The organism is Methylobacter sp. BlB1 (genome assembly GCF_015476545.1).
In the GTDB taxonomy this organism is placed as follows: Bacteria; Pseudomonadota; Gammaproteobacteria; order Methylococcales; family Methylomonadaceae; genus Methylobacter.
The window spans coordinates 19,396-41,521 of record NZ_JADMKV010000011.1 but is presented as its reverse complement, the minus strand read 5'-3'; the positions used below and the strand labels follow the sequence as shown (position 1 = coordinate 41,521).

Sequence of the window (22,126 nt, the reverse complement as noted above, 5' to 3'; positions counted from 1 at the left end):
TTTCGCATTCCTTTTTCATCTTATCTCTTCGTAAAATTTGAGTTTTCTGCCGTTCATAGATCAGCAGAGCCTGTATTGAATCCATTGACACTATTGGTTCCACGCAGTTTCAGGCGCTATTCCTTTTTCTGAATCAACCAATAAGTAATGCCCAATGCCACAACAACCAGTGCCGTTGCACCGACATATTCATAAGGCAAATGCTTATAATCAAAGACGATGACTTTCCGTGCAACCGCCATCAAAGCGGTCGCCACCACCAGCTTAACGGGAATCACATCACTGCGGATGTACAAAGTGATATTCAAGAAAATCTCAATGGCGATCAGTACGGCCAGAAATGCGCCGAAAGTATCCAGGATTTCATCAGTGGTCATCAGCAGAAAAGGCGGCGTCGTCATTTTTTCGTAAATCACATAGATGACATCGACGATGCCGAGCAGTATCACAAAAGTCATCAGCATGGCCAGAAACTTGACGCCCGTGCGAATCGTGCGATGCAGGAACTGAATAAACGAGTCTTCATGGTCTATGGGCAGTTCTTCATGCTTCGTTACGCTCACATGCTTGATCAGTTTGACGCGCAGAAGGTTGACTAAGGGGTCGATTATACCTCGGTGCGCAGCAATGCCGGCAGGCGTAAATTCCTTGTCAAAAAAATGGGGGAAGTCTTTGAAAGTGTTCAAATCGTGTTCGTCCAGCTTCTCAAATCCCATGCTCCAATAGGGAAAATCCCGTTCGGCAATCGGTTTTCTTTCAATCTGGGTAACGTCTTTGTGCCGCATGTCTTTTTGTATTTTTTCAAAGGTTTCATCAACGGCTTGCTCGTCGCCTTCCAGGATCTGAAAAAAAGTCCTGTGCAAATAAATAAGCGCGCCGGTAATATCTCTGGCGCTGTTATTGGTGCGGCAGATTTTCAAAAGCCCTAACAGTTCTTCGGCATTCCAGTCTTTCAGAGCTGTACTTGCAAAAATCAATCTGATCATAGCTGTTTTCCTCTAACACTAGACTCCAATCGTCAAGCAAGATTCCTAGCATTAAAGGCTAATTGTCCGTTTCAGATACTTGAGAACGAATCAGAAAACTTTAGTATGGCTTTGCCGGAAAATTCATATTGAAACTGAAGGGATTGAATGATTGGGCTTTCTTATATCAAGCCGAGTTTTGCATCCATCAATTCGACTATTGCTCAACTGACTATAAAGGCATGCTCTTTCATCCGGTCGAATGAAAGAGCATGCCGACTGCCTTTCGGGCAGTGAAATAATCGTCAACCTAATGGAATTCTAATCTTCTGGCCCGGGTAGATTAAATCCGGATCTTTGATGACTTCCCGGTTGGCTTCGAAGATGCGCTGATATTGATTGGCGTCGTGATAATATTTCTTGGCAATTTTCGATAAAGTGTCGCCGCTGGCAATCACGTAGTACTCGACATTTGCAGGTTCCAACGCCGATGCGGCATCCTGGCCTGCCGAGGTCGCTTCAACGATGTCGATTTTCGGCACGACTTTAGTGACGCCTTTGACGTTCCCGGCCATCAGTACGGCCTTCTGCGCCGCTTCCGCGCTATCGGTCTTACCGATCAAGGTCACTTCGCCGTCTTTGTAGGTAACACCCAAATCACTGATTCCCGGGTTACTGGCCATAATATGTTCCGTAATTTTATCCGCGGCCTCGTCATCCCTATTGAACAATTTGCCGCCGATATCTTTAACAAAATCTAATAGTCCCATATCATCCTCCAGTGCTTGTTTGAAAAGCGATTAAAAGAATTTCTTGGCAAGATTCAATAAATCATCGGTGATATCGCCATCTTTATCCGCATCCAGAAAAGACGTGATCCAATTACCCGGCGAATTGGCCCCGGCTTGTCCATAGTTTTGCGCTGAATCGGCGGATAAGGTCTTACCGGACGTCTGCTTGCTCAAGGCGCCCATGACCACCGCTGCCACCAAGGGCAGTAACTGCTTGACAATGCCCGTATCTGCGCCTGTTTCCTGGGCGGCATGAGCCGCCACATTGCGGCTGACATCCTTACTGCCGAAAATATGGCTCAAAATTGCGTTTCCGTCCGCTTTTGCAGTTTCTTCTTGCAATGCTTCGGGATGATCAATATAACGTTGATGGCTGCCGGTCTTTAGGGCGTTCAACAGCCCTTGCAGTCCTTCGCCGCTTGTCGCGTTGGATTTGATTCCTCTGGAGACAGCAGGCAACAATTGCCTGACAATATTCTGCGCATCGCTTTGATCAATACCGACGCTTTGCGCCAACTTGGCAACCATGTCCGCATTCTGCTTTCCTAGAACAGCATCTAATAGACTCATCGCTCAACCTCCTCGTGGCTTGTGGCTTCTACTAATAAGCACCACCGGTGCATACCGCTTTGGATCAAAAGCCGCTTATTGATTTCCTCGTTTCCGAATAAAAAACATCGACTATTTCCTACATTCAGATCAACAACTTGAGATTTAAGTTCTGGAAAACTTGAAACGGCCCATGGGACTGGCTAAATAAACGCTCAACAAAAATAACCTCCACTATTAAATTCAATTTATTCAATAACTAAGAAATACAATGTATTAAAGCACTTTAAATATTGTCCTGCGTCAAATTTTTGTAAAAGTGTTGTGGTATAATTTTTTAAAAACCCTATCACTCTCTCGTGCATGAATGAAGATCAGGCCAAGCCAGCGCAATATTTAATCAGTACCGTTTCAAAACGTTCCGGCGTCAAAACCGACCTGATCAGAGCCTGGGAAAGGCGCTATGAGGCCGTGACACCTTCCCGCACAGCGGGCAGGCAGCGTGTCTATACAGACCAGGATATCGCCAGATTAAAATTGCTCAACCAGGCTATAAGCAATGGCCACAGTATCGGCCGGATTGCCAGGCTCTCTCTGGATGAATTGCAGTCCCTGCTCAAAAGAGATACCCATGCGGCAAAACAGCCGATGGGCGTTGTCACTCCAATACGCGCCAACAATCGCGATCTGGCGGAAGAGTATCTGGAGAAATGCTTCAGCGCCATCATTGCTTTCGAAGCCGCGGTACTAGAAGGTCATTGTGAAAATGCCATTGCCGAGCTGGGGCCAATGCCTTTTATCGAGCACTTGCTGACGCCTTTACTGAACAAGATTGGTGAAAGTTGGCAAGCCGGTTTGTTGAGGCCGGCGCATGAACACATGGCTACGGCCATAATCCGTTCCCTGGCTTATATCCTGAGATCCAGCGCACCCAGCCCAAAACAGGCTCCACGCTTAATTATGAGCACACCGCTAGGCCAATTACATGAAATAGGCGCCTTGCTGGCCACGATTATCGCCGAATTCAAAGGCTGGCACGTCACTTATCTGGGACCCAATCTGCCGGCTGAAGAAATTGCCGCCGCCGTTAAATATGCCCGCGCTTGCGCGGTAGCAGTCAGCATCAGTTTCAGAACTGATGACCATGTCATCAATAGAGAGATAAGACGTCTGAACAAACTGATAGGAAAAGATGTCGCTCTCATTGCCGGCGGGAGAGCGACATCCGATTATCAAGCCGTCCTGGATGAGGTTGGCGCTTTAAGCGTTCAGAACTATGAACACTTCAAACTGATTCTGGACCGTTTACGCATTCAAACTTCGCTTCATGACTACTCTTAACCGGATCAAGTAGTTCTGATTCAAAAAGAGGGGGAAACCTTAATCCCCCCAGAATGAGCGCACCTCAAATCTGTTCGGTAGTTTTGTCGGCATCTGCTTTTTTCTGCCCTTTGCTACCCGAATTAGACTGATTGCCTTGATAATCGTTTCCGTCCTGAGGCGGTCTGACGTCTCTGCGCGCCATTAGATCCTCGATTTGCTGATGATCCAGTGTTTCCCATTTCATCAGTGCATCGGCCATTTTATGCAGGATGTCGATGTTTTCCTGCAGAATGATTTCCGCCCGTTGATAGTTGCGGTCGATGACCAGACGTATTTCCTCATCGATCATGTGAGCGACGTTACTGGAAACAGGACCGCCCTGAGAGCCGGAATATCTCATGAAAGGCTGGCTGCCCTCCTCGCCGTAAACCTGCGGCCCGAGTTTGTCCGAAAATCCCCAGCGCGTCACCATATTGCGGGCCAGCTCGGTTGCGCGCTCGATATCATTGGAAGCCCCTGTGGTCACGCGGTCGCCGCCATAAATCATCAGTTCGGCAATTCTGCCGCCGAACAGACCCGCTATCTGGCTCTCCAGTTTACGTTTGCTGGCGCTGTACTGATCTCTTTCCGGCAAGAACATGGTGATGCCGAGCGCCCGGCCTCTAGGCATGATGCTGACCTTATAGACCGGATCGTGATCGGGCGACTTCTGCCCGACGATACAATGCCCGGCTTCGTGATAAGCCGTTAATAATTTATCGTCTTCCGACATAACCATGGTGTGTTTCTCGGCGCCCATCAGAATCTTGTCCTTGGCTCTCTCAAGATCCTGCATGTTGACTTCTTCCTTATTGGCCCTGGCTGCAAACAACGCCGCTTCATTGACTATATTGGCCAGTTCCGCGCCTGAGAATCCCGGCGTGCCGCGCGCTATGTACTTCAGCTCGACATCTTCGGCAACCGGCACATTCTTGAGGTGCACATTCAAAATCTGCTCACGGCCGCGCACATCGGGCAGCCCGACATTTACCTGACGGTCAAAACGCCCCGGCCTGAGCAGCGCTTTATCGAGAATATCGGCCCGGTTGGTCGCGGCAATAACGATGATGCCTTCATTACCGTCAAAACCGTCCATTTCCACGAGCAACTGGTTGAGCGTCTGCTCGCGCTCCTCATTGCCGCCCCCCGCGCCGGCACCGCCGCGTTGACGGCCAACGGCGTCGATTTCATCGATAAAGATAATGCAGGGCGCATGCTCTTTAGCCTGAGTGAACATATCCCTGACCCGGGAAGCGCCAACGCCGACGAACATTTCAACGAAATCGGAACCGGAAGCACTGAAAAACTTAACTCCGGCTTCACCGGCAATGGCACGCGCCAACAGGGTTTTACCGGTACCGGGAGGGCCGACCATTAACACGCCGCGCGGCATTTTGCCGCCCAGTTTCTGAAACTTGTGAGGATCTCTCAGGTAGTCCACCAGTTCGACCACCTCTTCCTTGGCTTCCTCGCAGCCGGCGACATCTTCAAATTTGACGGTCATATTGTCTTCGGTCAGCATTTTGGCTTTGCTTTTGCCAAAGTTCATGCTGCCTCCCACACCTCCGCCAGGCATTCTGCGCATGTAGATGACCCATATAGCAACCAGCAGCAATACAGGAAACCAGGATATAAATAATTGCGCGAGAAATGATTGTTGTTCTGGTGCGTAGGTTTTTATCTGGACGCCGGCTTCGAGCAGATCATCAATAAGGTGGGGATCATCAGGATTAATAGTCTCAAATGTTTGACCTTCCGATGTGCGGATTCTGATGAGATTCCCCAGAATTTCCACCCGCTCAACCTGACGATGTTTGACTTTTTCAATAAAACTTGAATAGGCTATGGAGTTATCCGTTGGAGGGTTTGAGTTCAGCCGGGTAATGATTACCGCCGCCGCGATCAAAACAACACCCCAAAGCAGTAAATTCATCGAATATTTCTTCATGATTTGTCTCCTGGCTTTGGCGGTACGATCAACACCTTGGCGATGTCTGAGTGCTTACGGGCACTGCTTGGTTTTATGCATAAAAATATCATTATAGACAATTACTTATATTAACTTGCAGAATTGAAGAGATACGTAAAAAAATGTATCTCGCCTTTTTCCTTATCAGTTCCATATCAGGTTTTACTGCGCTTTGCCCGTGCACTCCATCCTCCGTTAGCAAAGCACGATGTTAAAACCCAGGCCTAATCATCAAGACATCCTCAAAGAGAATATCTAGCTATAGGGAAGCGGTTGAAATTTTTCATAAAAAAACCTGAGGCTCATATAAACCCCAACTTTTTCGGGCTGATTCTTCGGGCGTTGTTTTTATGGCTTGTCTTGCTTTCGGCATATCACTGATCCGATCTGAATCTATAACTTTGCTGATTTCCTGCAACGACTTCATGCCAAGACTCACTGTGAAATGATTTGAGGGCGATAGGTAAGCATTGCCTAACTCATTGTTTTGACCGCAGTTTATCTAAATAGGTCATAATAATGACGTCTTTGTAAGCCTAGTTAGATTACAATCTGATCGATAGGATAATAACATATTGATTTTATTAGGTTATTTTCAACCTAGTAAATTAACAGCGCATGAACTAAGCGGCACTTCGGAAGCGATAACCACCTGATTCTCCACCTAATCTTCATCCCATAATAATCAGTAGCCCGGCCTTTGTCTAATTATAATTAGACAAAATATGTACAAAAAGACCTGAGCAGCCAAACCTTATTAGAAAATTATAATATAAAATGAGGTTTTTGGAAAAATAGTTGATAATCAGCTACTGATAATTTTTGATGCTATCAGTCTGAATGCTTCACCGTAGAGGACATGAAGGCATAGGCCAGAACGCCTGCCGGTGCCCAACCGGCGCGGCAGTCGGGACCGGCACAATGGTGACAAGAACAATCAGTAAGATAACCAGCGCGTTATTCTTCTCTTTCCAAATGGCTTTCGAGTTCTTCCCAACGAGCCAGAAGGTCGATCCGGGAAATGACACCCACCAGTTTTCCGGCTTCCACTACGGGCAACGATGTCACTTCATGATCCACCATAAGCCGGGCCGCCATGAACAGGCGCATGTTCGGTTTAACGGTGTACACATCCTGAGCCATTATCTCGGCGGCGGTATGCCCCTGGGCCTTGTCAGACTGAGTGTTTTTAGGACCAAAGAAGGCAACCCAGAAATTCTCCTTCCAGATGGAATCCCGGGGTTTGAGCCGCTCGTCGAGCCCGCGGTGAATCAAATCTTCAGCTGTGACAATGCCGAGCAATTTGCCCTCATCGTCGACAACGGGAACGCCATTGATGCGATTGGCGATCAGCAGGTCCGCCACCTCTTTAACCGGAGTTTCCGGCCTGACGGTAATCGGATTGGTAGTCATATAATCTCGTATTAACATAGACATTCTCCCTATCTTAATAAGTTAGTTAGGCATACATAGCCGTTCAACTCCTGTCGGCCCCTCCTTGAACCGTGGAACGCTTGCATAATGGCGGCCATGATGGCTGCCACAACGTCGATCTCAATCAATTCTCAGGCAACGCGCTGACGCAACAATAGAAAATCGCAGGTTTGCCGGTCGACCTTAATACAACATGCCGTTGCCGTAACGTGCTATGGGAACGACTACCTGGATAATTTCCATTCGAAATTTTTATTGAATTATTCAAACAGCAATTATGACAGCGTGTCGATCCGGTCCAACCCCTCTTTTAAACGGGACGGGGCGCTTTTCAACTCGGACAGCGGCAGCGCCAAAAACGCTTCAATTCGTTCTTATCACGAACTGGCTTTCCGGTGGAGGAATGTTTTAACCCGCCTTGTTCTACCCTGACATCTTCTTTCAATGCATAACTTTTGTACAACTTCCATGCCCATAAACTTATAATATTTCAAACAAGTGATAAGTACAGTTCCTACTTCATCAACACGCAGCCACGCCGGTTTTGAGAGCAAGACTCGGAATGTTTAACAGCAACGGTTTGTTAAATTAATCGGCAGATATCAACGAATACGAAAATTCAGATGCCGAAACCAATTAACACACATTATTTGAAAACAGAGGATGATCCTCGTCGGCAGGCTGTACTTGCCCGCGCTCATGCCGGTTACAGCGCCAACAGCCAAATTCGTTTTGCTTTGGGTGAATGCTCGCTCGGTTCTATTCTGGTGGCGGCCAGCGAAATCGGCATTTGCGCCATCGCCTTGGGCGACGGTCCGGATCTCTTAGCTCGGGAGTTACGAGACCGTTTCCCCCAAGCCGAACTCATCGGCGGCGATCATGAGTTCGATCAATGGGTCGCTAAAGTGGTTGGCTTTGTCGAAGCCCCGGCGATTGGCCTGGATTTACCGCTGGACATACGCGGCACCGCATTTCAACAAAGGGTCTGGCAGGCTTTGCGGCAAATCCCGGTCGGCGAGAAAGCGAGCTACACCGATATTGCACAGCGCATCGGTGCGCCCAAAGCAGTACGAGCGGTGGCGGGCGCCTGTGCGGCCAATACCTTGGCGGTAGCCATTCCTTGCCATAGAGTAGTCCGCTCGGACGGCAGCTTGTCCGGTTACCGTTGGGGCGTGAAGCGTAAAGCCGAACTGTTGCGGAGAGAGAACCCGGCATGAAGCCCCATGTGATGGCTTGCACACTGCCGCTGCCTGCGAATTATCGGGTAACCGATATTCTGTCTTTCCATGCGCGCGATACTTTATCTGTTGCCGAAGCCGTAGATGCCGACCGAGTGCGCAAAGGGATCGTCTGGCAAGGTTCACCGGCCTGCTTGACGCTCCGATTTTCATCCCAGTGCGCTGAAATAGAACTCAGCATCGATCATCCATCAGCTTCATTCGAAGCTGACGCATTATCCACGCTGGCCTTGCGCATGCTCGGATTAAATCAGCCCATTGCTGTTTTCGAGGAAAGTGTCAGCCAGCATCCCCAGCTTGGAATGCTGGTCAAAAAACAAACCGGATTACGCGTGCCAGTCTCGGCATCGGCATTTGAAGCCTTGACTTGGGCGATCACTGGGCAGCAAATCAGCGTTGCCGCCGCTATTTCAATACGCCGTAAATTCATTCAGTTGGTCGGATTACAGCATTCCGGCGGCCTCTATTGCTACCCGGATGCAAGGCATGTAGCGGATTTAAGCAGCGACGACTTGCGCCGGGCCGGTTTCTCGCAAAGCAAGGCGCAGACTTTGCTGGCTGTGAGCAAAAGGATAGTGTCCGGTGAATTGGAACTGAATGGCGATCTGAAGGAGCCGCCGATAGAACAAATTCGTCAACAATTATTGAAAATTCGCGGCATAGGCCCCTGGACTGTCGATTATGCACTATTGCGCGGATACGGTTGGCTGGACGGTTCGCTGCATGGTGATGCCGCAGTCCGCCGCGGCTTGCAGATATTACTGGACCACGTTGAGCCGATGGATGAAAACCAAACCCGGCAATGGCTGGAAAACTTCGCACCGTGGCGGGCTTTGGCGGCCGCGCATTTATGGAAACTGGCTTCCAGCGCATCGCGGCGTCAGTGGAGATAAATGTTCGATTGGAGTATCATCTAGCGCTTCAATTTCAAACCTTAAGATCCTTCGAGATTTATTATGCCCCAATACCGTTCCCGTACTAGCACTTTCGGCCGCAACATGTCAGGTGCGCGCGCCCTATGGCGCGCCACCGGCATGAAAGACGAAGACTTTTCCAAACCCATCATCGCCATTGCCAATTCCTTTACCCAGTTCGTGCCCGGCCATGTGCATCTGAAAGATATGGGCCAGCTCGTCGCGGCGGAAATCGAAAAAGCCGGAGGCGTGGCCAAGGAATTCAACACCATAGCCGTGGATGACGGCATCGCCATGGGCCATGAGGGGATGCTTTATAGCTTGCCTAGCCGCGACCTGATCGCCGACAGCGTGGAGTACATGGTCAATGCGCACTGTGCCGACGCATTGGTCTGCATTTCCAACTGCGACAAAATCACCCCGGGCATGATGATGGCCGCTTTACGCCTGAACATCCCTGTAGTGTTCGTGTCCGGCGGACCGATGGAAGCGGGCAAAGTTAACTGGAAAGGCGAAATCCGCGCGCTGGATCTGGTGGATGCGATGGTGGAAGCGGCCGACGATCGCATCAGCGACGAGCAAGTGGCTGCGGTGGAACGCTCCGCCTGCCCTACCTGCGGTTCCTGTTCAGGCATGTTCACGGCCAACTCCATGAACTGCCTGACCGAAGCGCTGGGCCTAAGTCTGCCCGGCAACGGCTCGCTGGTGGCCACGCATGCCGACCGTGAGCAGTTGTTCCTGCGCGCCGGCCGCCTGATCGTCGAACTGGCCAAGCGCTATTACGAACAAGATGATGCCAGCGTGCTGCCGCGCTCGATCGCGACATTCGAAGCGTTTCAAAATGCCATGAGCCTCGATGTAGCCATGGGCGGTTCCACCAATACCGTGTTGCACTTGCTGGCGGCGGCGCACGAGGCCGGAGTCGATTTTACGATGTCGGATATCGACGCGATTTCGCGGCGCGTGCCCTGCCTGTGCAAAGTCGCACCGGCTACGCAGAAATATCATATGGAAGACGTTCATCGCGCCGGCGGCGTGCTGGGCATTTTGGGTGAACTCGATCGCGCCGGCGTCATCAACCGCGAAGTGCCGACCGTGCATAGCGCCACCCTGGGCGCCGCGCTGGAGCAATGGGACATCCAACGCACCCAGGACGAAGCAGTCAAGGAACTTTTCCGTGCCGCACCCGGCGGAATACCTACCACGGTCGCCTTTTCACAGTCCCAGCGCTATCCGAAACTGGACGACGACCGCGCCAACGGCTGTATCCGCGACAAGGCGCACGCTTACTCACAGGACGGCGGCCTGGCGGTACTGCACGGCAATATCGCACTGGATGGCTGCATCGTCAAGACTGCCGGGGTAGACGACAGCATCCTCAAGTTTACCGGCCGCGCCCGCCTATTCGAAAGCCAGGATGCCGCGGTTGCCGGCATTCTCGGCGATAAAATCCAGCCGGGCGACGTGGTTGTGATCCGCTACGAAGGCCCGAAAGGCGGCCCCGGCATGCAGGAAATGCTGTATCCGACCAGTTATCTGAAGTCCAAGGGCTTGGGCAAAGCCTGCGCACTGCTTACCGATGGCCGTTTTTCCGGCGGTACCTCCGGCCTGAGTATCGGCCACGCTTCGCCTGAAGCGGCCGAAGGCGGCGCCATCGGTCTGGTGGAAGAAGGCGATACGATAGAAATCGATATCCCCAATCGCCGTATCCATCTGGCCGTGTCTGTCGAAGAACTCGAGCGCCGCCGCGCCGCGATGATCGCCAGAGGCCCACAGGCTTGGAAACCGATCGGCCGTCAGCGCAACGTATCGGCTGCGCTTAGAGCCTATGCCGCCATGACCACCTCTGCTGCCAAGGGTGCGGTGAGAGATGTGTCTCTGGTAGAGCGAAAGTAAAAGCTCTCCGTTGCACGCGGACGATGTCTGCTGGAGCTATACCCGTTGGCTCCAGCAGACTTCCAAACTTGAATGATTCGGCCAAAATAGTTATGCCTATCAAGTGAATTCGCCCCTACAGCTGAATTCAAACAACCTTCCCGCTGGTGTGCTTTTTTAAACCCGTCCCAATTAAACTGATGTTACGACGAGCACCCTGTCCCGTTTGCCGCGCCGAGCACCGGAGCTTTCGGCGAGAACAGCTCGCAGGGGCGCGGCAGGGATGCCGCGCGTTGCCAGAGGGCTAAGGATGGCCCTTCTGGCAACCCTCGCCGAAAGCGAGGAGCGCAGGAAATAAGCGGCAACCGGGCGGCCTTTCTTTGGCCGCGCAAAGAAAAGGAACTCGCCTTCGGGTGCGAGAACCCGATTAAATAAAGCCGTCGCACTAGCGACACTTTAGCCAAACCGATCTGTATTCAACTGACTGCGTAACATCAGTATTAGTAACGCCATTCGACACAATCAGTTCAGATTATCCAGTACAGCTCCTGCCCAGGCCGAGAACTTGCCGGTGTAAGGAATAACCGTCAATCCTCTTCGTTCTCCGGAATAGTGAAAGATCTTATTGACCCTGCTGATTTGCGTATCATCGATAGCCAGGTCGATGTAAAACACCACCTTGTTATAACCGTCGCTGCGATCTTCCGCGAACTGTTTGAGAATCAGCCGCACTAACGCGTCTTCTTCGGGCAGACTGTAGCCGACGATCACCAGCACAGTCGATTCGTGCAGCAACCGGATAACCTTCGGAAATATGGCCTGAAAATAGTTTTGCTGATAATCCTGCTCATGCGACGGCAGCATGATTTGCGGCGGATTTAATTTCAGACAGGCGAAATCTCTCTCGCTGTAATCAAATTCATAGCCTGCAGGGGTTTCATAAATCTCAAACCCACCATTAATTTTCAGCAGATTATTGACAAAGCCATGATCGTGTATCGTTGTAGCCCTGCTTTTGCCGGAACACTGGCGCGGCGTGATCCCCCGATAGGTATATCGTAAAAATGAGTCATCCGGCCCCGCGCAATTGTCCAGAATAGCCTCAATGGTGGCATCGTAGTTTGTGGTGATGAAATGCGGTCTTACGCCTTCAGGCAAACTCTCTGAACCATCGGCATCTGTAAGCAGCCGTAAAAAAAGCTGCAATATAGTCTGCTGGTCATCGGTCAATCGGGTGTCGAAACAAAATTTGTCGAGATCAGGATTAACGGGATACGCAGGCGCCATGTTTTTAAATTTTTCGACGATCAGCGCCTTGAGCTCGTTTTCAACGATGGCGATATTCTGTTCGTCCAGATATCTCGATCTGACGGCGGCATACTTTTTCATCATGCCGATCTGGTAAACGATGTCTTTAAAAAGCTCGCAGGTTATATCCAGTCCATGCACCTGATAATTATTGAGCGTAAGAAATTGCTCCAGAGCCCTGCCGCGAGGCATCCACTCCTTGTATTTGAACTCAAACAACTGATTTTCCAAAGGGAATCGCTCATCCCACGACTTAGGAAAACCGGCTCCCAGAAAAAATGAAAAATTACACAATGGCGCTGTTTTCTTGCCTTTAAAGGAATGCTGTTCAACCAGGGAAGCAAATGTTTTCGGTGAATTCATCATTTATCAGTTTAGTAGCATTACTAATTGCAAGACATTTGACATTACAAGCCTAACGGAACTTTCATAATCTTCAGCCGTTTTGAATTTTGACTTTTACTAAATAATTAGACCAGTTCACATGCCATTGATTTCATTACCCTCTATCTTACTAATATTAAATTAGTGTGACATGATTGTATCCATAAAAGAAACAATTTATCTTATTTTTTATATATAGTTAATTATCTGCGCCACATGTATAGTAATCTCATCCTCAAGAACAACTATTATTTTTTACAAAAAACTGAAAAATGAACGATCTATCTAAAGATATTTTGACTGGTTTGGTATTTGTAACAGGCCTTTACGGGTTTGTTTCAGGCGAATACATTATCTCGTCCACTCTATTTGCAACAGCCACTATTGCCAGCAACGTAAACCAGAACCGTAAAAGGAATAATGCGAAATTGATGTAATTATCCCTGAGCATTCGCTTCATATTGCTTCCCTCAACTATCATTTGATGACTCCCAGGGCATTTGCCCGGGAGATTTTTAACTTCATTTTTCCTTTTGTGATGGCACCAGCGCATCCGTATGACGCTTAGACTAACCACTAGCACCATCCTGCCCGCTTGACAAACAGCCATACAGAAACAAGCGCGTGGCCTGCCGGGCCAAGATATCAATTTGCGCCTCATCCGGCGTTGAGTCTAAACCGAGCTGCAGCTTAAAAACCTTTTCACCGCGCAATGCGCTTATAAATTGTTCGGCAAGAAAATACGGATCCACGTCGGAAAAATAGCCGACTTTCTGCTGCCGGATAAAAAACTGCTCAAGATGATCCAGCGTTCTTTGCGGCCCTTGTTCATAGAACTGCATGGCAAGGTCCGGAAATTGCAATGATTCACCTATCAGTATGGCGCGTATGCGTACCGCATCCGGCCGAGTAATGCCGAAAAGAAACTGTTTGGCGAAAGCAATCAGCGCCTCCTCCGGCCGGCCCTCCAGAAGCCCCTCCGATAGGACTTCGATAAACGGATCACTGGCGCGCTTTATAACCGCACCGAACAGCCCGGCCTTGCCGCCGAATTGATTATAAATGGTACGCATCGACACATGCGCCTCCCTGGCAATGGTTTCCAGACTCAGGTTTCCATAGCCGTATTCAAGAAACAGCTTGAGCGTCGTATCCAGCAACCGGTCACGGCTCTGACGCTCCTCGCCCTTACGGGGGCGCCCGCATTTAATCATTTGTTCACTCATAAAAACATTAGTTGACTCGGACTATGATCATACCGTAAATTAAAAGGTAATATGTTTTACCATTTATTTTTTCCTTTCACATCAAGGTACAAAAGGGATGAAAAACGCAACACCCATATGGACTCTCATCCGTCGGCCAGACTCGCCAGGGATATCAATGCATTATGGCCGGCAAGTTCTGCTGACTCTCATCACCTTATTGGCGATAGCCGGATGCGGCGAACAGAACGATCCGGAAGCCCAAAAAGCTCAAGGCCAGGCGCCTGGCGTCAAGATCGCCCAGCCCCTGGCTCAAGATGTTACTGAATGGGATGAGTACACGGGCCGCATCGAAGCCGTCAGTTCGGTAGACGTTAGGGCAAGGGTCAGCGGCTATCTCGAAAAGGTCAACTTCAAAGCCGGGGAAAAAGTAAAAAAAGGCGATCTGTTATTCTTGATCGACCCCAAGCCCTTCAGTGCCCAGTTGAACTATGCCGAGGCTGAGCTGGAACGGGCGCGATCCAAGCGCGAGCTAGCCAAGAATGACCTGGAGCGGGCCGAACGCCTGTTTCGCGCCAAAGCGATTTCCGAAGAAGAGCACGATGCCCGCAGCAAAGGTTTGCGAGAAGCCGCAGCGGCGGTTCAGTCCGCGGAAGCCAATGTTGTCACGGCCCGACTGAACCTGGACTTCACCAAAGTACGCGCCCCGATTGACGGCCGCATCGGCCGCGAACTGATAACCGAGGGCAACCTGGTCAGCGGCGGCGGCGCCGATGCCACGCTCTTGACTTTTATCGTCTCTACCGATCCCGTCTATGTTTACGTGGATGCCGATGAGCGTTCGGTGCTGAAATATCGCCGTCTGGCCCAGCAAACCGGAGGCGGCCACATCGGCGCGCCCGTGCAGTTGGCCGTGGCTGACGAGATAGACTTCCCGCACCAGGGCAACCTCGACTACATTTCGCCGCGCGAGGATACGGCTACCGGCACAGTCACACTGCGCGGCGTGTTCTCCAACTCGGACGACTTGCTGAGCCCCGGCTTTTTCGCCCGCATGCGCGTGCGCGGCAGTGTCCCCTATCCGGCTATCCTGCTGCCCGACAAAGCCATCGCGACCGATCAGGCGCAACGCTTCGTCTGGGTCGTTAATAAAGACAACCAGGTGGAATACCGTAAAGTGACGCTGGGCGCCCGCATCGGCCAGTCGCGCGTGATCAAGGAAGGCGTGAAGGCCGAGGAATGGGTCGTCGTCGAAGGCCTGCAAAAACTCAGACCGGGCATTAAGGTGAATCCGGAACGTATCTCGCTCGCCGAGCAGCCGATAGAGCAATAAATCATGAATCGCTTCACTCACTTTTTTATTGATAGGCCGATCTTTGCATCGGTCTTGTCTATTCTGATTGTTCTGGTCGGCAGTCTGGCGCTGATTGGTCTGCCTATTGCCCAATATCCGGAAATCGCGCCGCCCACTGTCGTCATCAGCGCAACCTATCCCGGCGCCAATGCCCAGGTTGTGGCCGAAACCGTGGCGACGCCCATCGAGCAGGAAGTCAACGGCGTCGAGGACATGCTGTATATGTCCTCGCAGTCCACCAACAGCGGCTTCATGGCTCTGACGGTGACATTCAAGCCGGGCACCAATCTGGACAAAGCCCAGGTGCTGGTGCAGAACCGCGTGGCGCTGGCCGAGCCCAAGCTGCCTGAAGAAGTCCGGCGGCAAGGCATCAGCGTCAAGAAACGTAGCCCCGACCTGAGCCTGGTCGTCAACCTAGTCTCTCCGGACAAGCGCTACGACAGCGTTTACCTGAGCAACTATGCATTGCTGCAAATCAAGGATACGCTGGCGCGGCTGCCCGGCGTCGGTGAAATCATGGTGTTCGGCGCCCGCGACTACAGCATGCGGCTCTGGCTGAACCCCGAGCAGGTAGCATCCCGCAATATGACTGCCAGTGATGTGATCAACGCCATCCGCGAGCAGAATATTCAGGTAGCAGCCGGCGTGGTCGGCCAGCCGCCTTACAAGGAAAGCACCGATTTTCAGTACACCGTCAGCACGCTCGGCCGGCTCATGGAGGCCGAGCAGTTCGCCGATATCGTGATCAAGAAAGGCGAAGACGGCCAGATAACCCGGCTCAAGGACGTGGCCCGCATCGAGCTGGGCGCCAAAGACTACAATTCGGGATTGTTTCTGGACGGCGATCCCACCGTGGGTCTGGCCATTTTCCAGCTGCCGGGCTCCAATGCGCTGGATACCAAAAAAGCCGTCGTCGAAACCATGGAAAGGCTGAAGACGCGCTTCCCTGAAGGCCTTGAATACAACATGGTCTACGACACCGTCGTGTTCATTCAGCAATCCATCAGCGCCGTCGTCAAGACGCTGTTCGAAGCGATATTGCTGGTCGTGGTCGTGGTCGTGATATTCCTGCAGAACTGGCGCGCCACGATTATTCCGCTGCTCGCCGTGCCGGTCTCGCTGATCGGCACATTCGCCGTCATGGCTGCCATGGGCCTGTCCTTGAACACCCTGTCGCTGTTCGGCCTGGTGCTGGCCATCGGTATCGTCGTGGACGACGCCATCGTCGTCGTGGAGAACGTGGAGCGCCACATTTCCATGGGCCTGTCGGCTCGAGAGGCTACACGCAAGGCCATGGACGAGGTCGTAGGCCCCATTATCGCCACGGCCCTGGTTTTGATCGCCGTGTTCGTGCCGACAGCTTTTATTACCGGCGTATCCGGCGCATTCTACAAGCAGTTCGCATTGACTATCGCCGTCTCGGCGACCATCTCGGCGTTTAATTCATTGACCCTGAGCCCTGCCCTGTGCGCACTGCTGCTGGATCGGGCGCACGGCGACAAAGATAAGCTCACGCGGGTGATCGACCGCCTGTTCGGCTGGTTCTTCAACGGCTTCAACAAGTTCTTCGACCGGTTCAGCGAAGGCTACTCGCGCCTGGTCGGGCGGCTGATCCGCATGACTGTGGTCGTGCTGGCGCTCTATGTGGGGCTGAACGGGCTCAACTTCCTGGCTTTCGAAAAAGTGCCGACCGGCTTCATCCCGCAGCAGGACCAGGGTTATCTGATTCTGTATGCGCAACTGCCCGATGCGGCTTCGCTGGAGCGTACTCAGGAAGTGGTCCAGCAGGCAACGCGCATCGTGCTGGAGACCGAAGGCGTCAAGCATTTGAATGCCTATGCCGGTTTCTCGATCCTGAGCGGCTCCAGCCAGTCCAATGTCGCCACGATGTTCGCCCGGCTTAATGACTTCGAGCAACGGGCCGGCCGCGAAAATCTGCATGCCGATGCCGTGATCAAAAATCTCCAGCAGCGCCTCGCGCAGATCAAGGATGCCCATATCGCCGTGTTTGCGCCGCCGCCGATCCGGGGCATGAGCTCGGTGGGCGGTTTCAAGCTGCAAATCCAGGATCGAACCGCGGCCGGCATTGATGCCTTGCAGCAGGTGAACTCGGAACTGATCGCCAAAGGCAACCAGCAGCCCGGCCTGGTAGGACTGTTCTCGACTTTCCGCTCCGGCGTGCCGCAACTGTTCCTGGACGTCGACCGCGCGCGTGCCAAATCCATGGATGTGCCTTTGAAGGAAGTCTTCGACACGCTGCAAATTTACCTGGGCTCGCTCTATGTCAATGATTTTAACCGCTTCGGACGGACTTACCAGGTTATGGCGCAGGCCGATTCCGAGTTCCGCATGAAGCCTGAAGACATTGCCGAGCTCAAGACGCGCAATCAGCAAGGCGGCATGGTGCCGCTCGGCTCGCTGGTCAATGTCAAGGAAATTACCGGACCGGACAAGATCACGCGCTACAACATGTATCCGGCGGCCGAGATCAACGGCGGCACGCTGCCCGGCGTCAGCTCCGGCCAGGCTATCGACATCATGAGCCAGCTGATGAAAGCGGAGCTGCCGCCCGGGTTCGACTTTGAGTGGACCGAGCTCAGCCTGCAGCAGGTCCTGGCCGGCAACGTGGCCTTGCTTGTTTTCCCGCTCAGCGTTATCTTCGTGTTTCTGGCGCTGGCAGCCCAATACGAAAGTTGGTCGTTGCCGTTCGCAGTGATCCTGATCGTGCCGATGTGCATTCTGTCGTCCATGACCGGCGTGTGGTTGAGCCATATGGACAACAATATCTTCACGCAGATCGGCTTTATCGTACTGGTGGGGCTGGCCAGCAAGAACGCGATTTTAATCGTGGAATTCGCCAAGCAGCGGCAGGAAAGCGGCCTCAACCGCTTCGAAGCCGCCGTGGAAGCCTCCCGAATCAGATTGCGCCCAATCTTGATGACCTCGTTCGCCTTCATCATGGGCGTGTTTCCGCTGGTGGTGTCCGAAGGCGCGGGCGCAGAGTCGCGGCGACTGCTGGGCACGGCCGTGTTCAGCGGCATGATTGGCGTAACCCTGTTCGGCTTGTTGCTGACGCCGGTCTTCTATGTGACCGTACAGGCGCTGGCGCAGCGCCTGCGGCCATCCAGAGCCAAGACCGGCAACTTGCCGATTCATGAGCCTTCTTCCGGTACCGAACTATGATCCAGTACAGAACCCAATCCCGCGTCGTCATGACTCTATTGACCGCCGCGCTGGTGAGCGCCTGCGCAGTCGGCCCGGATTATGAAACGCCGAAAACCGATATGCCCCAAACCTTTCACCACGGCATCCAGCCCGAATTTTCCCAGAAAGGCATAGAAGTCAGCTGGTGGAAGCTATTCGATGACAAACAGCTGACGGCGCTGGTAGACCAGACCATACAGCACAACCGCGACCTGGAAACAGCCCGCGCCAACCTGCGCGAAGCACGGGCGCTCTATATGGAAGCGGGACTGAACCTGTTCCCCATTGTCAGTTCGCACGCCAATTATAACGAGCAGAAACGCAGTGTCGGCTCTTTGAACAACCGAGCCTTCGTGCCGCGCGAACTGAAATTGTACAACATCGGTTTTGACGCTTTCTGGGAAGTCGATTTTTTTGGCCGCGTACGCCGCAATGTCGAAGCGAGCAGCGACGAAGTCGAAGCGCAGGAAGCCAGCCTTCGGGATCTCAGCGTCAGCCTGATCGCCGAGGTAGCCAGAAATTACTTTGAACTGCGCGGCCTGCAAAACCAATTGGCCGTAGCCAGGAAGAACGCCGAAAACCAGACCCAGACGCTGGAAATAACGCGCATCCGGCTTGAAAACGGGCGCGGCACGGAACTCGACACCTCAAGAGCCCAGGCTCAGCTTGATTCCACACGGGCCATTATCCCGCCGATAGAGAGCGCCATTTTCAGGGCTATCCATCGGCTCGGCGTACTGACCGGACAATTGCCGGATGCTTTGACCAAGGAACTGGAACAGCCTGTGCAAATGCCCAAAATTCCTGAGCTCATCCAGATAGGCAATCCCGAAGAACTGCTGCGCCGGCGGTCCGACATCCGTATTGCCGAACGCACGTTGGCAGCCGCGACGGCTCTCGTCGGCGTCGCCACGGCCGATCTTTTCCCGCGCGTCACCTTTGTCGGCACTATTTCTCTTGAGGCTAGCACCCTGTCGGGCCTCGGCGCGACGGGCTCGGACACCTACTCTGCCGGCCCCAGAATCAGTTGGGCCGCACTGGACCTGGGCCGCGTGTACGCGCGCATCAAGGCCGCCGATGCCAGCGCCGAGGCCAGCCTGGCTCAATACGAGCAAACGGTGCTTAATGCATTGGAGGAAACGGAAAATGCACTGGTTAATTACAATCGCGAGCGGGCCCGGCGGGCATTGCTCACCACAGCCGCTAAAGCCAGCGAAAGAGCCCACCAGCTGGCGCATTTGCGTTTCCAGGAAGGCGTGACCGACTTTTTGACTGTGCTGGACACCGAACAGCGCCTGTTGCAAGACCAGGACCGTCTGGCGCAGAGCGAAACCGCCACGGCGACTGCGCTGGCGGCGCTTTACAAAGCTTTGGGCGGAGGCTGGGAATCGACTGTCGCCCTGGAAAGACCTGCTCGACTGTTGCCTTAGAAAAGGCTGGCTGATGGGAAAGCTTGCCGCGAATGCGATACGCTGTAATCGCAAATCGCGGCATCCATCGCTAGATAGGCTGTTGGTCTGACTTGGGGTTAGTCCCGTATTGATTGTCGCCGGGCTGGCTGTCCTGCGCGAAAAAGAAAATCAGAACCAAAACGCCGAGGACAGGAATCAGCGAAAGCAACTGCCACCAACCGCTGCGCCCCGTGTCGTGCAATCTCCTCGCCCCCACAGCCAGAGATGGAATCAGCATGGCCAGCGCATAAATCCCGCTGAATAATCCGGTACCCGTTTGCTCATTAAAAGCCCCTGTCACTTGATCAACGACGGACAAGGCAAAATAAATGAGCAAATAGAACAGCATGAAATACCAGAATTCCTGCCGCTGCGCCCGTCCGTCAAACACGGCATATTTATTCTTAACTGCTTCCAGATACCAATTCATAACGTTCTCCTAGAAAATATATTAATGCTTAATACTATCGCATTTCAGTACAGTCGAGTCAGCTTAATATTCTAATACTACCGGCCACCCTGACGCGACTACTGTGAATTCTTCAGGTCTCATTCGCCAGGAATAAAAATGGTTCTGTTGCATTAGTAACTGATGTTGCGCAGTTGTAGACGTCGAATTCACTTGTGCCCTTGTTGCAGCCTTCAGCATCATTTCGCTCGATTTCAGCAAACGCCAGGGCGACTAATGCCTTGGTCGGCGGAATCTTGAATCGGAATAACCGTACAAATCCACGGTCGGATCCGCACAGTGCGGATTGACTGCCCATATGGCGCGGGCCAGGCCGGAGACGGGTTCGTGCCCGCGGATATCCGACCAATGGTTCTCGCACAGCTTAATCAAGGTTCGCTGCAGAGCCACAAGCTCTTACTCCGACATTCGCCTTAAGTGTCTTCGCGCTTCGCTTTCCATAAGAGAGTTTTGTCATAGTGCTTACCTTACTTGGTTCATGCCGAGCCTTTGCTGAGCGCTACAGTTCCCTGTTTGCATCGATGGCCAGGGAGCAGCTTTTTGTCGTTTGTTCAGCGCGTTGAAGCATCATCTTCAGGCTGATACCCGATTTCTGCCACGGCATTGGAAATATCCCAGAACCGGTCTCTGTTGTTCGAAACTCCGTAATAAATCGCAAACTGGACTTCAGCCAAAAGACTCTTCTTCACCAATTGCACGAGATCCCGGTGGCTGAGCCATACGCTCTGGCTGCGGGCAACCTTAGTCGGATCATCGTCCTTTAGTACCGAGCCAATGCGGAGACATACCGACTCGAGACCGTGAAGGTCATAATACATTCTGGCAATCGCCTCGCCGGCAACCTTGCTGACGCCATAGTATCCGTCCGGGCGAATGGGATCTTGCGTCGTGATTTTGACCGGGCTTGCCTGGATATGCAGGCTTGGAGGAAAACCTTCGTAAGCCCCTGTAACGTGGGTTTGAACTTGCGAATATTATTCGCTTAACCTTATGAGCCTTTGCCGCCTCATAGACATTCCGGGTCCCGACAACATTGTTCATCAGTGTTGATTGCCAGTCTGCTTCAACACGCGGATCGCCTGCCAGATGAACCACGCAAGCAAGCTCAGGGATTCGTTCAAATACGGCATTTATTTGCTCGAAGTTTGAAATATCGGCTCGAAATACGTTTCCAGTCTGTTCATCCAGGCAAATATCGACGCCATGGAGTTCGAATGCGTCTGCCAGGCCGCGCCACAGAATTTTGCCGATCAGGCCGCTGTGGCCGGTGATCAATAATTTCGGAAGTGTCATCGGTTTCGTCTCCTGGTAAGATATCGGCTCGCCGCATCCCGCTAACGGCTGATCATAAATTTCACATATCCACCTTCTTCAGACCGCTGACAACCATAAAAGGGTTCTCAGTAGGTGCTAATTCATTTATGCCCTTTGGGTAGTTGTGCCCCTTGCGGGTTCGCACGGCATAAAGATCGCCCGCGCTTCCGGGCGCCTCAGGCTGAATACCTTATAAGGCGCAAGTTAATTCGACCTTACATGCGCATGACGTAAAGGCAAATTGCCTGCGCGGCAAAAGCCTCAGTACTCATACTCTTCTGTTGCCAGAACTAAATGCTGTGGTTTAGTCTAACCGTTAACGCTACATTCAACGCAAAGG

General features: G+C 52.3%; 17 protein-coding genes. 7 read left to right on the top strand and 10 right to left on the bottom strand.

Translation table 11 applies throughout. From position 1 onward, the window contains the following. Positions 1–116: 116 nt before the first annotated feature. The 3 genes from IT781_RS06325 to IT781_RS06315 all read right to left on the bottom strand — a co-directional run bounded on the left by IT781_RS06325 (position 117) and on the right by IT781_RS06315 (position 2,326). Positions 117–986, bottom strand: coding sequence for a phosphate-starvation-inducible PsiE family protein (locus tag IT781_RS06325; RefSeq protein ID WP_194969299.1), 870 nt, complete (start codon positions 984–986; stop codon positions 117–119). Positions 987–1,270: 284 nt separating this feature from the next. Continuing rightward, a complete protein-coding gene (lysM, locus tag IT781_RS06320; protein ID WP_194969298.1) occupies positions 1,271–1,735 on the bottom strand; it encodes a peptidoglycan-binding protein LysM in 465 nt (154 codons plus the stop codon). 30 nt (positions 1,736–1,765) lie between these two features. Further along, positions 1,766–2,326 (bottom strand): DUF937 domain-containing protein, encoded by a 561-nt coding sequence (locus IT781_RS06315; RefSeq protein WP_194969297.1) that lies wholly within the window; start codon positions 2,324–2,326, stop codon positions 1,766–1,768. A 342-nt stretch (positions 2,327–2,668) separates the two neighbouring features. On the opposite strand from IT781_RS06315, the gene IT781_RS06310 reads away from it, so the two are divergent. Continuing rightward, positions 2,669–3,646 carry a MerR family transcriptional regulator gene (locus IT781_RS06310; protein WP_194969296.1) on the top strand — a complete coding sequence of 326 codons (978 nt, stop codon included), beginning with the start codon at positions 2,669–2,671 and terminating at the stop codon, positions 3,644–3,646. A 64-nt stretch (positions 3,647–3,710) separates the two neighbouring features. Here IT781_RS06310 and ftsH read toward each other — a convergent pair whose 3' ends face one another. Further along, positions 3,711–5,615, bottom strand: a complete 1,905-nt coding sequence (gene ftsH / locus IT781_RS06305; RefSeq protein WP_194969295.1) for an ATP-dependent zinc metalloprotease FtsH — start codon at positions 5,613–5,615, stop codon at positions 3,711–3,713. Between the two features lie 978 nt (positions 5,616–6,593). After that, positions 6,594–7,067 carry a CBS domain-containing protein gene (locus IT781_RS22705; RefSeq protein ID WP_194969294.1) on the bottom strand — a complete coding sequence of 158 codons (474 nt, stop codon included), beginning with the start codon at positions 7,065–7,067 and terminating at the stop codon, positions 6,594–6,596. Between the two features lie 626 nt (positions 7,068–7,693). Here IT781_RS22705 and IT781_RS06295 point away from each other — a divergent pair. From IT781_RS06295 to ilvD, 3 genes are all read left to right on the top strand, one after another. Next, positions 7,694–8,287 carry a methylated-DNA--[protein]-cysteine S-methyltransferase gene (locus IT781_RS06295; protein ID WP_228778968.1) on the top strand — a complete coding sequence of 198 codons (594 nt, stop codon included), beginning with the start codon at positions 7,694–7,696 and terminating at the stop codon, positions 8,285–8,287. After that, entirely contained in the window at positions 8,284–9,201 is a 918-nt protein-coding gene (locus IT781_RS06290; protein ID WP_194969293.1) for a DNA-3-methyladenine glycosylase, read from the top strand. The genes IT781_RS06295 and IT781_RS06290 overlap by 4 nt, the downstream gene beginning before the upstream one ends. A gap of 63 nt (positions 9,202–9,264) precedes the next feature. Then, complete coding sequence (gene ilvD / locus IT781_RS06285) at positions 9,265–11,118, top strand: dihydroxy-acid dehydratase (protein ID WP_194969292.1); 1,854 nt, start codon at positions 9,265–9,267, stop codon at positions 11,116–11,118. A gap of 501 nt (positions 11,119–11,619) precedes the next feature. Here ilvD and IT781_RS06280 read toward each other — a convergent pair. Then, positions 11,620–12,771 (bottom strand): SIR2 family protein, encoded by a 1,152-nt coding sequence (locus IT781_RS06280; protein ID WP_194969291.1) that lies wholly within the window; start codon positions 12,769–12,771, stop codon positions 11,620–11,622. Positions 12,772–13,358: 587 nt separating this feature from the next. Then, positions 13,359–14,003 carry a TetR/AcrR family transcriptional regulator gene (locus IT781_RS06275; protein ID WP_194969290.1) on the bottom strand — a complete coding sequence of 215 codons (645 nt, stop codon included), beginning with the start codon at positions 14,001–14,003 and terminating at the stop codon, positions 13,359–13,361. A gap of 169 nt (positions 14,004–14,172) precedes the next feature. Between IT781_RS06275 and IT781_RS06270 the strand changes: the two genes are divergently transcribed. The 3 genes from IT781_RS06270 to IT781_RS06260 are packed head-to-tail and all read left to right on the top strand — an operon-like array spanning position 14,173 to position 19,982. Continuing rightward, a complete protein-coding gene (locus tag IT781_RS06270; protein ID WP_194969289.1) occupies positions 14,173–15,327 on the top strand; it encodes an efflux RND transporter periplasmic adaptor subunit in 1,155 nt (384 codons plus the stop codon). 3 nt (positions 15,328–15,330) lie between these two features. Continuing rightward, the gene (locus IT781_RS06265) at positions 15,331–18,531 is read left to right on the top strand and encodes an efflux RND transporter permease subunit (RefSeq protein ID WP_194969288.1); all 3,201 of its coding nucleotides are present in this window, start codon (positions 15,331–15,333) and stop codon (positions 18,529–18,531) included. Then, positions 18,528–19,982, top strand: a complete 1,455-nt coding sequence (locus tag IT781_RS06260) for an efflux transporter outer membrane subunit (RefSeq protein WP_194969287.1) — start codon at positions 18,528–18,530, stop codon at positions 19,980–19,982. The genes IT781_RS06265 and IT781_RS06260 overlap by 4 nt, the downstream gene beginning before the upstream one ends. 70 nt (positions 19,983–20,052) lie before the next feature. Here the strand turns inward: IT781_RS06260 and IT781_RS06255 are convergent, their stop codons facing one another. From IT781_RS06255 to IT781_RS06245, 3 genes are all read right to left on the bottom strand, one after another. Further along, the gene (locus tag IT781_RS06255) at positions 20,053–20,433 is read right to left on the bottom strand and encodes a DUF805 domain-containing protein (protein WP_194969286.1); all 381 of its coding nucleotides are present in this window, start codon (positions 20,431–20,433) and stop codon (positions 20,053–20,055) included. 590 nt (positions 20,434–21,023) lie between these two features. Then, positions 21,024–21,290 (bottom strand): hypothetical protein, encoded by a 267-nt coding sequence (locus tag IT781_RS06250; protein WP_194969285.1) that lies wholly within the window; start codon positions 21,288–21,290, stop codon positions 21,024–21,026. After that, positions 21,280–21,765, bottom strand: coding sequence for an NAD(P)-dependent oxidoreductase (locus IT781_RS06245; RefSeq protein ID WP_194969284.1), 486 nt, complete (start codon positions 21,763–21,765; stop codon positions 21,280–21,282). Before IT781_RS06245 ends, IT781_RS06250 begins: the two co-directional genes overlap by 11 nt. Between the last annotated feature and the right edge of the window lie 361 nt (positions 21,766–22,126).